Origin of the sequence: Nocardioides jensenii JCM 1364 = NBRC 14755 (assembly GCF_001552535.1) — a bacterium.
GTDB lineage: Bacteria > Actinomycetota > Actinomycetes > Propionibacteriales > Nocardioidaceae > Nocardioides > Nocardioides jensenii.
Genome location: NZ_BCRJ01000066.1, coordinates 18,623 through 30,925 on the forward strand (window position 1 = coordinate 18,623; position 12,303 = coordinate 30,925).

At 69.9% G+C, this 12,303-nt stretch carries 15 protein-coding genes; 8 read left to right on the forward strand and 7 right to left on the reverse strand.

Features of this window, described 5'->3' with window-relative positions; genetic code table 11:
* The 4 genes from NJ4_RS14600 to NJ4_RS14615 form a co-directional block, all read right to left on the reverse strand.
* Positions 1–828 (reverse strand): SDR family oxidoreductase, encoded by an 828-nt coding sequence (locus NJ4_RS14600; RefSeq protein ID WP_067436533.1) that lies wholly within the window; start codon positions 826–828, stop codon positions 1–3.
* Positions 825–1,961: a hypothetical protein gene (locus NJ4_RS14605; RefSeq protein WP_067436536.1), complete on the reverse strand. Its 1,137-nt coding sequence runs from the start codon at positions 1,959–1,961 to the stop codon at positions 825–827. Before NJ4_RS14605 ends, NJ4_RS14600 begins: the two co-directional genes overlap by 4 nt.
* A gap of 88 nt (positions 1,962–2,049) precedes the next feature.
* The gene (locus NJ4_RS14610) at positions 2,050–3,072 is read right to left on the reverse strand and encodes an AraC family transcriptional regulator (RefSeq protein WP_067436539.1); all 1,023 of its coding nucleotides are present in this window, start codon (positions 3,070–3,072) and stop codon (positions 2,050–2,052) included.
* A gap of 30 nt (positions 3,073–3,102) precedes the next feature.
* Entirely contained in the window at positions 3,103–3,723 is a 621-nt protein-coding gene (locus NJ4_RS14615; protein WP_217996875.1) for a dihydrofolate reductase family protein, read from the reverse strand.
* Positions 3,724–3,819: 96 nt separating this feature from the next.
* Between NJ4_RS14615 and NJ4_RS14620 the strand changes: the two genes are divergently transcribed.
* The gene (locus NJ4_RS14620; RefSeq protein ID WP_082748659.1) at positions 3,820–4,899 is read left to right on the forward strand and encodes a WD40/YVTN/BNR-like repeat-containing protein; all 1,080 of its coding nucleotides are present in this window, start codon (positions 3,820–3,822) and stop codon (positions 4,897–4,899) included.
* A 35-nt stretch (positions 4,900–4,934) separates the two neighbouring features.
* Here NJ4_RS14620 and NJ4_RS14625 read toward each other — a convergent pair whose 3' ends face one another.
* Positions 4,935–5,411, reverse strand: a complete 477-nt coding sequence (locus NJ4_RS14625; protein WP_067436542.1) for a GNAT family N-acetyltransferase — start codon at positions 5,409–5,411, stop codon at positions 4,935–4,937.
* Between the two features lie 65 nt (positions 5,412–5,476).
* Between NJ4_RS14625 and NJ4_RS14630 the strand changes: the two genes are divergently transcribed.
* Together NJ4_RS14630 and NJ4_RS14635 are read left to right on the forward strand one after the other, a co-directional pair.
* Positions 5,477–6,292, forward strand: coding sequence for an SRPBCC family protein (locus tag NJ4_RS14630; RefSeq protein ID WP_082748661.1), 816 nt, complete (start codon positions 5,477–5,479; stop codon positions 6,290–6,292).
* Between the two features lie 14 nt (positions 6,293–6,306).
* The gene (locus NJ4_RS14635; protein WP_067436548.1) at positions 6,307–6,666 is read left to right on the forward strand and encodes an MmcQ/YjbR family DNA-binding protein; all 360 of its coding nucleotides are present in this window, start codon (positions 6,307–6,309) and stop codon (positions 6,664–6,666) included.
* Here NJ4_RS14635 and NJ4_RS14640 read toward each other — a convergent pair.
* Positions 6,641–7,318 carry a nitroreductase/quinone reductase family protein gene (locus NJ4_RS14640; RefSeq protein WP_217996876.1) on the reverse strand — a complete coding sequence of 226 codons (678 nt, stop codon included), beginning with the start codon at positions 7,316–7,318 and terminating at the stop codon, positions 6,641–6,643. The two genes, NJ4_RS14635 and NJ4_RS14640, sit on opposite strands and share 26 nt — an antisense overlap.
* A 20-nt stretch (positions 7,319–7,338) precedes the next feature.
* Between NJ4_RS14640 and NJ4_RS14645 the strand changes: the two genes are divergently transcribed.
* A complete protein-coding gene (locus NJ4_RS14645; protein WP_169799272.1) occupies positions 7,339–7,941 on the forward strand; it encodes a TetR/AcrR family transcriptional regulator in 603 nt (200 codons plus the stop codon).
* Positions 7,938–8,594 carry an aspartate/glutamate racemase family protein gene (locus NJ4_RS14650; RefSeq protein ID WP_157551146.1) on the forward strand — a complete coding sequence of 219 codons (657 nt, stop codon included), beginning with the start codon at positions 7,938–7,940 and terminating at the stop codon, positions 8,592–8,594. Before NJ4_RS14645 ends, NJ4_RS14650 begins: the two co-directional genes overlap by 4 nt.
* Positions 8,595–8,630: 36 nt before the next feature.
* Here NJ4_RS14650 and NJ4_RS14655 read toward each other — a convergent pair whose 3' ends face one another.
* A complete protein-coding gene (locus tag NJ4_RS14655) occupies positions 8,631–10,124 on the reverse strand; it encodes a SulP family inorganic anion transporter (protein ID WP_067436555.1) in 1,494 nt (497 codons plus the stop codon).
* Between the two features lie 91 nt (positions 10,125–10,215).
* Here NJ4_RS14655 and NJ4_RS14660 point away from each other — a divergent pair, with 91 nt between their 5' ends.
* The 3 genes from NJ4_RS14660 to NJ4_RS14670 all read left to right on the forward strand — a co-directional run bounded on the left by NJ4_RS14660 (position 10,216) and on the right by NJ4_RS14670 (position 12,266).
* Complete coding sequence (locus NJ4_RS14660) at positions 10,216–10,623, forward strand: MerR family transcriptional regulator (RefSeq protein ID WP_217996877.1); 408 nt, start codon at positions 10,216–10,218, stop codon at positions 10,621–10,623.
* A gap of 67 nt (positions 10,624–10,690) precedes the next feature.
* Positions 10,691–11,521, forward strand: a complete 831-nt coding sequence (locus NJ4_RS14665) for an SMP-30/gluconolactonase/LRE family protein (RefSeq protein ID WP_067436558.1) — start codon at positions 10,691–10,693, stop codon at positions 11,519–11,521.
* Between the two features lie 70 nt (positions 11,522–11,591).
* On the forward strand, positions 11,592–12,266 hold the full coding sequence (locus tag NJ4_RS14670; protein WP_067436561.1) for a 2'-5' RNA ligase family protein: 675 nt from the start codon (positions 11,592–11,594) through the stop codon (positions 12,264–12,266).
* The last annotated feature ends 37 nt before the right edge of the window (positions 12,267–12,303 follow it).

The following is a 12,303-nucleotide window of genomic DNA, read 5'->3' on the forward strand; positions in this document are numbered from 1 at the left end:
TCAGTTCTTCTGCGCGGCCAGCATCTTCTTCTGGACCCGTCGCCCCTGGGCGACCACCAGCGGCACGGCCGCCAGGCCGAACTCGGGGAGGAAGTCGCCGGCGCGGGCGACCAGCCCACGCCACTTCGGCACGATCGAGACGAGCTTGGGCTTGTCGAGCACCCGGCGAATCGCATCGACGACCTCCTCGGGCTGGAGCAGCTTGCCCGAGAAGGACAGCGCAGAGCCCGGGTCGTCGAGTTTGTCGTGCAGCATCGGGGTCCAGATGCCGTCGGGGCAGACACACGAAATGCGGATGTCCTTGACGCCGACCGCCTTGAGGTCGGCGGCCGTGCTCAGGCTGAAGCCCATGACGGCGTGCTTCGACGCGGCATAGACGGCCTCACCGGTGACCGCCGTGATGCCGGCCAGCGAGGCGATGTTGACCACGTGACCGCCACCCTGGCCGCGCATGGCGCCGATCGCCGCGACCGTGCCGTTGATGGTGCCGATCGCGTTGACCTCGAGCATCAGGTTGCGGGCGGCCGCGTCCTGTTCCCAGGCCGGGCCGGTGACCAGCACGCCGGCGTTGTTGACCCACACCTCGAGGCCGCCGGCGCGCTCGACGATCGCGTCCCGGGCGGCCTCGACCTGGGCGTGGTCACGCACGTCGACAGCCATCGCGAAGGCACCGTGGCCGAGCTCGTCGGCGGTGGCGCGAGCCGTCGCCTCATCGACGTCAGTGACCAACACCCGGTGCCCGCGCGCGACGAGCAGCCGGGCGATCTCCTTGCCGAGCCCGCGGCCGGCCCCGGTGACGACGCCACCGCCTCGGGAGGTCGCGTTCACTGCTGACCGCCGATGATCACGCCGTACTCGATGCCGCCGTGCACGTAGGTCGGGACCACCGGCCAGAACCGCTTCCACGGAGCCAGCTCCGTCGACGGCAGGATCTGCAGCCAGCGCGGGTCGTCCTTGCACGGGTCGGCCAGGGTCTTCTCCTTGATCATCGAGTCGTACTGGTCGAGCGAGTCCTCGAGGGTGTTGGCGTTCGGGCAGATCTCGCGGCCGAACTGCTCGTGATAGCGCCGCACACCGGGGATCTTCGACAGCTCGGGCTGCCAGTTGTCGAGGGAGATGCCGTTCTCCGAGGACACCCACACGCCGTCGTCGGTGTTGATCACCAGCGAGTGGTTGCCGTCGGTGTGCCCGGGCGTCCACAGCAGGGCGATGCCGGGGCCGAGCTCGATGTCACCGTCGAAGGTGACGAACTTGTCCGGGTCGACGCCTCCGAGCCCGCCGTCGACGTACCACGCCCACTGCATCGGGTGCAGCGACTGCAGCGTGGCCAGCTCGCGGGAGTGGACCAGCATCTTCGCGTCGCCGAAGAGCGGCTGGCGTGGGGCGCTCTCGCCGTCGATGACCTCGGTCGATCCGAGGATCATCCGAGGGTCCTGCACGTGCAGGTGGTCGAACGTGGCGAAGTCGATGTCGGCGGGCGTCAGGCCGAGTTTGGCCAGGACCTGGTCGGGCTCGTTGTAGTACTTGAGCATCAGCTTCTCGATGAGCTTGGCGCCGGGCACCTTGTCCATCAGCGCCTGCAGGTTGCTGTAGAACGGCGCCTCCGCCGACCCCTCCGGCATCGTCGGCTCGAAGACGAGGGTGCGCGGCGTGCCGTTCCAGTCGTCGTACTGCACGACGACCATCCGGTTGATCATCGAGATCAGCGGCAGGGTCGGCACGGACACCGCGTCGTGGAAGGCGTAGTTGACGGGGTAGGGCGCGGCGGCGATGTCGACCGACTTCACCGCGCGGACCGTTCCCTGCGCCTTGAACCGCTGCTTGTACGCCGTGGCCGCCTCGCGGACAGCACGGAGTCGTTCGCCGCGGGGCCACACATCGTGGACGCCGTCGAACTCGGGGATGGTGCGGATGCCGAGCGTGCCGAGATCGGTGCTCTGTTCCGGTGCGGTCTTGGTCATGGCATGGCCGTCTTCCTGCGTCGCTGGGTCGTTGCGCGCACCAGCGTGCAGCGGTCAGCGCCGGAAAACTTGTCCCAACGCGACAAGTTCAGGCGCGCGAAGCCCGCGCCGTACGCCGCAGCTCGCGAGGGCTCACGCCGAACCACCGCCGCACCGCATGGCTGAGCGCGGACTGCTCGGCGAACCCGACCATCGCCGCCACCTGACCCAGAGGCAGCTCAGTGGTGGTGACGTAACGCTGGGCCGCATCCCGGCGTACGCCGTCGAGAACTCTCTCGAAGGTCGTGCCCTCGGCGGCCAACTGTCGTTGCAGCGTGCGCGGGTGGACCGCGAGCAACCGGGCCACGTTCGCGATGGCCGGCGTCGTGGTGTGCAGGCTGCCGGCCAGGGCACCCCGCACCTGCGCCGACACCAGCCGCGCCGGGTCGGCGTACTGATCGGCGAGGTGGTCCATGGCCAGTCGGCGGATGCTCTCGTTGGCACCGGCGAAGTGTTCCTCGAGCCGGCGGGACTCCACGCGCAACGCTGCCGTGGGCCGACCGAACTTCACGTCGGCGCCGAAGAACTCGAGGTAGCGACTCACCGGCGAGATCGGCTGGTGGGGCACCTCGACGGTGCGCAGCCCGGCGGCGTCGCCGATCAGATTGGTGGCGATGCGGTGGAAGACGCCCAGGCCGAGCTCCATCGCCTGCGGCGAGTACGGCGACTCGCGCAGGTCCTTGCGATAGGTCAACGCGACGATGTCCGGATCGCCCCACGGGTCGGCATCCATGCCGATGCTCAGCGCCGGACTGTGCACGAACATGAACCGCGACGCGCACTCCAGGGCCTCGACGGCGGTCCGCGACGCCTCGATGGCCACCGCCAGCTGACCGAGGATGCCGAGGTCCTGACGGTCGGCGAGGCGCAACCCCAGGTCGGGGCAGGCGAGCTCCTCGGCGACGGCGTCGAGCATGCGGTCGTGGGCGGTGATGGAGATCAGGCCGTCGTCATCGCTGAGGACGGCGCGGTCGATGCCGTAACGGCCGAGCAGCGTGTCGACGTCACCCCCGAGCTCGGTCGCGAGCGGCACGAAGCCACGCAGGCTGGCGGCGCGGATCAGGGGTCCCACGTGCTCAGGTTAGGACCCGGGGCCGCCGAGTCAGTCGCCGGATACGGGCGGCCCGTCCAGCAGGCGCGGCACGTAGTCGAGCAGCTGCTGCCCACCGTCGAAGGTGCGGCTCTCGACCAGGTCGAGCGCGACGTCGGGGTAGTTGTCGTAGATGCGCTCGTTGCCGGTCTTCCCGGTGATCACCGGGAAGACCACGACCCGGAACCGGTCCACCAGGCCAGCGGTCAGCAACGCTCGGGCGAGGGTGAGGCTGCCCAGGGTCGCCAGTGGCGTCGTCTCGGTCGCCTTCAGCTGCCGGACGGTCTCGACCGGGTCGGTGGAGACCAGGGTCGTGTTCGGCCAGAACAGCGGCTCGGTCAGTGTCGAGGAGAAGACGATCTTGCGCAGATCGGCCATCGGGTCGGGCTCACCCTCGACGGTCAGCTCGGACATCAGTCGGTAGGTCGTGGCGCCCATCAGGTGGGTGTGCTCGGGCTGCTCTCCCAGCCAGGCAAGGTAGTCCGGGCTCTCCATGCCCCAGAAGCCGGGCCAGCCCTCGGCGCCGCCGTACCCGTCAAGCGAGGTGATGTAGTCGATCATCAAGTCGGCCATGTCGGTCTCCACGAAGTTGGGGGTGGTCCAGGGCAGACCGAGAATGTGGTGCGGATTCATCGCTCCTGCGCCGCACTCCCCGCTGCAACGCGCCGGCCGTGATTCGTTGCGCCCGGCCTCTGGACAGGCGGCGACCGGCGCGGCAGGGTGCCAAGCATGCGCATCCTGCTCGGCACCTCCGCCCTGGTCCTGACTGCACTCCCGTTCGGTACGCCGGCCTCGGCGCAGGCGCCGATCGACCACGGAGACTCCGATCCGTCGTGGAGCGAGTCGGTGGCCGACGCCGACCAGAGCTTCCGCGGCCTCGACGCGGTCGACGACCGCACCGCGTGGATCGCCGGCAGCAGTCTGACCGAGGGCGGTCCCGGCAAGATCCTGCGGACCACCGACGGCGGCGACTCCTGGCAGGACGTCAGCCCGCCCGACACCGCGGGCCTGGGCTTCCGCGACGTCGAGGCCAGCAGCGCGCACTCCGCGTCGGTGCTGGCGATCGGCCCGGGCGAGGCCTCCCGGATCTACCGCACCACCGACGGGGGCGACACCTGGCAGGAGACGTTCCACAACACCGACGAGGCCGCGTTCTACAACTGCATGGACTTCTATCCCGGCGGCAAGCGCGGGCTCGCGGTCAGCGACCCGGTCGACGGCACGTTCCGCATCATCGGCACCAGCGACGGCGGCCGGTCGTGGCAGGTGATGTCCGATGCCGGCATGCCCGACTCGACCGGCGAGTTCAACTTCTCCGCCAGCGGCGACTGCCTGGTGATCCAGGGCCGCGACGCCTGGTTCGGCTCCGGCGGCAGCATCTCGCGGGTCTTCCACTCCAGCGACTTCGGGCGCACCTGGGACGCCGAGGACTCCACGATCCCGGCCGGCGAGGCGGCCGGAGTCTTCGGCCTGGCCTTCCGTACGTCGCACGAGGGCATTGCCGTCGGTGGTGACTTCTCGGCGCCCGACGACGGTGTCGACGCCACCGCGGTCAGGTCTCGCGACACCTGGCGCAACGCCGGCGATCTCGCCCACCTCGGCGAGGACGCCGCCTGGATCCAGGGCCGGCGCAACACGTTGGTCGTGGTCGGCGAGTCAGGTGACGTCATGGGCAGCAGCATCAGCCGCGACGGTGGCCACAGCTGGGAGCAGTTCTCCGAGACCGGGTTCCACACGCTCGACTGCGTTCGTCGTACCTGCTGGGCGGCGGGTGGCGACGGTCGCGTGGCCACCCTGCGACTGCACTGACGGCTACTCACCGTTCGGACTGTTGAGGAGGCTGGTCACCCCAGCGGACGCTTGAAGCCCTCGTGGCTCGCCGCGTAGCCGAGGCGCTCGTAGAAGCGGTGCGCGTCGACACGCTGCTTGTCCGAGGTCAGCTGCGCGAGAGTCGCCCCGCGCGCCGCACCATGGGCCGCGGCCCACTCCATCAGCGCGGTGCCCAGGCCTGTCCCCCGCGTGCTGGAGGAGACCCGGAAGGCTTCGATCTGCAGGCGCTTGGCGCCGGCACGGGCGAGCCCCGGGATCACGGTCAGCTGCAACATCGCGACCAGGTCACCGCTCTCGTCGCGCACCGCCGCGAGGTACTGGTGCGGATCGGCGTCGATCTCCCGGAACGCGGTCAGGTAGGGCGCCAGGTCCGGCGACTCACGCGCTGCTCCGATGCTGTCGTCGGCCAGCAGCGCCACCAGTCCCGGCACGTCGGACGCCGTGGCGCGCTCGATGGTGAACCGACGGTCGGCGAGTTGGAGTTCGGTCATCTCGCCAGCCTTTCATCAGCGCTGCCGGGAAAATGCGCTGGTCATGCTCGGCGGCCTGAGGTTTGATGTCAGGCGTGGGGATCCACGACGAGCTCTTCATCGCCGCGCCACCCGAGCGGGTCTGGGCGCTGACCGAAGACGTCGAGGGTTGGCCACGGCTGACCCCGACCATGACGTCGGTGACCCGGCTCGAGACAGGACCGTTCGGCGTCGGCTCGACCGCCCGCATCAAGCAGCCCCGACTCCCACCTGCGACGTGGACGGTCACCGAGCTCGACCCACTGCGCCGGTTCTTCTGGGAGACCCGGCGCAACGGCGTGGTGGTCACCGGCGGACACCAGATCGAACCCGTCGAGGGCGGCTGCCGCAACCTGCTCACCGTCGAACTCTCCGGGACCGGCGCCGGAGTGCTCGCCGTGCTGTTGGGGCCGACGCTGCGCACGGCGATCGCGACCGAGAACGACGGTTTCCGCCGTGGCGCCGAGGGCCTGGACCGACCGGCGTACGTCGATGAGCACCGGCTCAACATCGACGCCACACCGGAGGCGGTGTGGTCCGCGGTCGAAGACTTTGCCGTGCGACTGCACGGACCGCGGCGCGGCCTGCTCTCCACAGTGCTGGGGCTCGAGCCCGCGTCGGGATTCGCGGTCGCCGAGCGGGTGCCGTCGCGACTGCTCAGCCTCCAGGGTGGGCACCGCTTCTCGACCTATGCGCTCGACTTCCGCGTCAACGCCACGACGAACGGCACGGAGCTCTGCGCCGTCACGTACGCCGACTTCCCCGGCCCGCACGGGTTCGCGTATCGCTCTGCGGTGATCGGCTCCCGCGGCCACGCGCTCGGCGTACGACGCCTGCTGCGGCAGATCGCCGATCACGTCTGACCGAGGAGTCGAGCATGGCAGTGATCGAGGATGTGCGGGCACTGGGCACCGAGCTGGAGCGCTCCTACCCGGTCCACGTGCGCGGACGGCTCAAGTTCCGGGTCAAGCAGATCGTCTATGTCGGCTTCTCGCTCGACGAGACCGTGATGGGCTTCGCGTTCCCCAAGGAGGAGCGGGACGGACTGGTCGGCGGTGAGCCGCACAAGTTCTCCCTGCCCTCCGAGTCGGACCTGCGCTTCAACTGGGTGCACGCCCACCTCGCCGAGCTCGACCCGACCGAGGCCCGCGAGCTCGTCGTCGACGCATGGCGCATGGTCGTGCCCCAGAAGGTCGCTCGCGCCTATGACCTCACCCATCCGAACGGGCCAGGCTGACCCGTTCCGGCGGCGACTGGGGCGACGTCTGGGGCTCCGGTCCGGGGGCACCGTCCAGGAACAGCCGCACGTGCACGGTGAGCAGGTCGGCGCCCAGCACCCGCACGTTCATCGCGTTGTAGGCGCGCAGGGGGTGCCAGGCGATGACGCGGCGCTGCCTGGCCAGCGGGTCGTCGTCCGGCAGGATCGTCGCGATTCCGGGCACCCATCGGTAGCGCCAGCCGACCCGCAACCGAACACGGACCCGAGGGTCCTGCGAGATGTTGCGGACGTAGCCGGCCCGCGACCCGTGCTCGGCGATGATCCAGAAGTCGTGGCCCTGGCGGCCGTTGCCGACGGGCACCCGCCGCAACCTGCCCGACGTACGCCCGGTCGTCTCGAGGATGGCCAGCCCGAGCGGGTTGATGCCGATGGCGAGGCACAGGCGCATCAGCGGATTGACCGTCCACCGCTGGACGGTGCGCACGATCAGCACCTTGGCCCGTCGGCTGCGGGCAGTGATCACCAGCAGGGCCAGGTAGACGACGCTCTGGATCACCGGCGAGAGAAGGCCTCCACCGGTCAGTGCATGGAGGCCCCAGGTGAGTCCCAGGGCCAGGACCGTCCCGACGACCAGTCCGCGAGGAAGGTTAATACAGTCGTATGGTTTCATACGACTGTATGATGCCACTCATGGTCAAGAAGTCAACGGGGACGACGAGAAGCGCGGTGCTGATCGACGCGCTGCTCGGGATCGTCGCCGAGCAGGGTTTCGACCAGGTCAGCGTGCGCCAGGTCGCCACGGCCGCCGGGGTCTCGATCGGCACCGTGCAGCACTACTTCCCGACCAAGGACCAGATGCTCGCGGCCGCGTTCACCGAGGTGGCACAGGGGATCCGGCGTCGAATCGAGGCGGTGCCCCTCGGGGACGACGTCCGCGACAACCTCTCTCGGGTCCTGCGGGAGCTGCTCCCCATCGACGGACAACGCAAGGTCGAGGCGCGGATCCAGGTCGCCTTCTCCGCAGCCGCCGCGAACTCGCCTGACCTCGCGGTGATCCAACGCACCGTGCTCACCGAGATCCACCGGGAGCTGACCGAGGCGTTCAAGCTCGGCTGGGGCGAGGGCGCCTCAGCCACGCAGTGCAGACGGGCAGCCCACGTTGCTCTCGCCCTCGTCGACGGACTCGCCCTCCACGCGGTCAGCTCGGGGGGCTGGCTCGGCGCGCGGGCGCAGTCGGAGGCCCTGTCCCTGATGCTGGGCTCGCTCCTGCCCGGCGAGGCTGGCCGTTCGTGATCGGGTTCCTGCACACGTCGCCGGTGCACGTCGAGACCTTCGACAGACTCACCCGTCAGGCTTCGGCAGACACCGAGACCACGCACCTCGTCGACGAGTCACTGCTGGAGCGGGCGCGTCGCGACGGAGTGGACTCGGTCGCGGCCGACGTGTCGGCAAGAGTGCATCAGCTGCGGGACGCCGGAGCCCGGGTCATCGTGTGCACCTGCTCCACCATCGGCGACCTCGCCGAACGCTTCTCGGACGACGTGCCGGTGACTCGCGTGGACCGACCGATGGCGCGTACGGCGGTGGCGTGCGGTCCCCGGGTCGGCGTGATCGCGGCCGTCGAGTCCACCCTGGAACCGACCAGATCATTGCTCGAGGAGGAGGCGTCAGCCGCGGGCACGTCTCCCTCGATCGAGCTGGCGCTCGTCGACGGCGCATGGTCGGCGTTCGAGGCCGGCAACACCGAGACCTACCTGCGGCTGATCGTCGACGCGGCACGCGAGCTGGCGCACCGGACCGACGTCATCGTTCTCGCGCAGGCCAGCATGGCCGCGGCGGAGCCCGGCCTCGCCGATCTCGCCGTGCCGGTGCTGTCCAGCCCTGCCGCCGCCGTACGGCACGCCGTTGCGGAGCTCGTCAGGAGGCAGTCCGGGCCTGCCCGGTGATCCGTGGCGCAGCCTCGGCATCGGAGTCAGCCGACGTCAGGGCAGCTCGCCCGACAGCCGTCCGTGGCGTTCGGCACTGTTGGCGTTGAGCCCGGTGATCTCGACCGTCTTCCCCTTGCGGGCGTACTTGGTCGTGATCGCGTCGAGGGCGGCCACCGTCGAGGCGTCCCAGACGTGCGAGCCGGACAGGTCGATCACGACGCGGTGCGGATCGTCGGCGTACTCAAACTGGGTGTAGAGGTCGTTGCTCGAGGCGAAGAACAGCTCGCCGGTGACCCGGTAGACCGCAGTGACACCGCGCTCGTCCTCGACGAGCTCGCGGTGGGTCTCGGTGAGGTGCGCGACCCGACGGGCGAACAGGGTCATCGCGACCAGCACGCCCACCACGACCCCGATCGCGAGGTTGTGCGTCGCGACCGTGACCACCACGGTCGCCACCATCACGCTGGTCTCGGACCTGGGCATCCGGCGCAGTGTCGCCGGCCGGATGCTGTGCCAGTCGAAGGTGCCCACCGACACCATCACCATGACCGCGACCAGGGCCGCCATCGGGATCAGCGCGACCACGTCGCCGAACCCGACCACGAGCACCAGCAGGAACGTGCCGGCCAGGAAGGTCGAGATGCGGGTGCGGGCACCGGAGACCTTCACGTTGATCATCGTCTGGCCGATCATGGCGCAGCCGCCCATGCCGCCGAAGAAGCCCGTGACCACGTTCGCGGCGCCCTGTCCCCAGGCTTCGCGGGTCTTGTCGGAGTGGGTGTCGGTGATGTCGTCGACGAGCTTCGCGGTCAGCAGCGACTCGAGGAGGCCGACCACAGCCATGGCCAGGGCGTACGGCGCGATCACCTGCAGCGTGTCGAGGGTGAGCGGGACGTCGGGCAGGAACCAGGTCGGCAGGCTGTCGGGCAGCTCACCCTGGTCGCCGACATTCGGCACGTTGACGGCGCCCATGACTGTGAAGGCGGTCAGCGCCACGATGGCGATCAGCGGCGCCGGGATGACCGTGCTGAATCGCGGGAGGCCGACGATCACCGCGATGCCGACGGCGATCATCGGATACACCGCCCACGGCACGTCGATCATGTGGTCGATCTGGGCCTCGAAGATGAGGATGGCCAACGCATTGACGAAGCCGACCATCACCGAGCGCGGGATGAACCGCATCAGCTTGGCCACCCCGGCCAGCGCGAGCGCGACCTGGACCAGGCCGCCGAGGAGCACGGTCGCGATGAGGTAGTCGTAGCCGTGGTCGCGCATCACCGGTGCGATGACCAGGGCGACCGCACCGGTGGCGGCCGAGATCATGGCGGGCCGGCCACCCAGGAACGAGATCGCCACCGCCATCGTGAACGAGGCGAAGAGTCCCACCCGTGGGTCGACACCGGCGATGATCGAGAACGAGATCGCCTCGGGGATCAGCGCGAGGGCCACCACCAGACCGGCCAGCACCTCGGTGCGCAGCAGCCGCGGTGAACGCAGGGCGGCACGCACCGTCGGCTCGGTCGCGTGGGGCAGGGTGGTGCTCACGGGGGCTCCGTTCGTGGCAGGCTGGCAGCACGACACCCTAACCTCACGTAACGTAAGGGTTGGCATTCGCGACGACGTGGGAGGACCACGAGTGACCAAGGAACCGACTGCGGCGGGCGGCACGGCCGTGATGCACATCGGCGAGGTCGCCGCGCGCACCGAGCTGTCCCTGCGCAGCCTGCGGCACTGGGACGAGGTCGGCCTGCTGCGGCCCTCCGGGCGCACGGACGGCGGCTTCCGCCTCTACACGGAGTCCGACGTCGAGAAGATCCTGGTGATCCGGCGGATGAAGCCACTCGGGTTCACCCTCGAAGAGATGAGCGCGGCCATGCGCGACCTCGAGACGGTTCGCGACCCCGCCGAGGCCGATCGGCACGACGCGGCCCGCGCGCGACTGGTGGACATCCTTGCCGACGCCGGAGAGCGCCGCGAGAAGCTCGAGCGGCACCTCGCCATGGCCGACGAGTTCATCGACCTGCTGGGGCAGCAGCTGTCCTGACAGTCGACCCACGATGATTCCGGGAAGGTCCTCAGGTCTGCACTGCAACCCAGACCAGGAGGCAGCCATGGAGACCATCGTCGAAGGCATCGTGTTCGGGGAGTCACCCCGTTGGAGGGACGGGCGGGTGTGGGTCTCCGACTGGGCCCGGGGACGCGTCACCTCCGTGCAGCCCGACGGCAGCGACGAACGGGTCGAGGCCGAGGTCGAGTCGTTCCCGTTGTGCTTCGACTTCCTCCCGGACGGAGCCCTGCTGCTGGTCTCGTCGGCGGACCGGGCCCTGTTGCGGCGCGAGGCCGACGGCTCCCTGACGACGTACGCCGACCTGGCCGACCTCGCCTCCACGCCCTACAACGACATCGTCGTCGACGGGCGTGGCAACGCCTACGTCAACAACATCGGCTACGACTTCCCCGGTGGCGAACCGCGCCCGGGCATCGTGGTGCTGGTGACCGGGGACGGCCGGGTCACCGAGGTGGCCGACGACCTCCACTTCCCCAACGGGATGGCGGTCACGGTCGACGGCAGCACGCTGGTCGTGGCCGAGTCGCACGCCGAGCAGCTGACGGCGTACGACATCGGGGAGGGCGGGACCCTGTCCGGACGGCGGGTCTGGGCGGAGACCCCCGGCGACCACCCCGACGGCATCTGCCTCGATGAGACCGGCGCGGTCTGGTACGCCGACGTCGGCAACGCGCACTGCCGCCGGGTGCGTGAAGGCGGCGAGGTCCTCGACACGGTCGACTTCGCCCGCGGCGCGTTCTCGTGCACGCTCAGCCGCGCGGGAGGGCCGACACTGTTCGTCGTGGGCCAGGACTTCGGCGGTCCCGACGATGCGCCGCCCAGTGGCGTCCTCGGCGCCTTCCCCGTCCGACGCGGCGGTGCCGGCTTCCCGTGACGACCACGCTCGGAACGAGTCGGGCGTTGACGCTGGCCGGAACGCGGCGGACGTGCCATTGTGTTCCCTCGTGGCGCACAACGGCACGATGGACGTGCGGATCCCCACCCAGCGATCCGCACAGGCGGCTGAGCACTTCGCCGTCCTCCTCCACCTCGACGACCCCGCTGAGCAGCGGGTCCATCGCATCTGGGACGCCCTCGACGACCACGGCACCAGGCCGGTGCGGTGGTCACATGGGCCGGAGTACCGCCCGCACGTCACACTCGCCATCGCCCGGGCCCCCGACCTGGGCCACGTGGAGTCGGTCCTCGAACCCGTCCTCGCCCGTGCGCGGGGCCTCGCCGTGGACCTGACCGCGGTCGGCTTCTTCGTCAGTGACAAGGCGCCCGCCTTCCTCGCGGTCAGCCCCACGGTCGATCTGGTGACCCTGCACCGCGATGTCCATGCGGTCCTGGACCAGGACCACGCGCGGGTGCACGGCAACTGGCCCTACTACCGGCCCGGAACCTGGCTGCCGCACTGCACGCTGGCCATGGACGCCGACACCCCGGGCACCGTCACGTCTGCGGTCGGATCCGTCGAGGACCTCCCGATCCGGGCCACGGTCTCGGCCGTGCGCCTCGAGCCGATGCCCGAGCAGCTCCTCAGACCGGCGCTGTCACGCGGAGCAGAGCCACAGCACCGGGCGGGACCGCAGCACCGACGCCTTCGCCGCAGGTTCCTGGCCGGAGACGCCGGCTGACCGGAGAACTGGCCGGGCGGTCGCCTCTTCCGGGCAG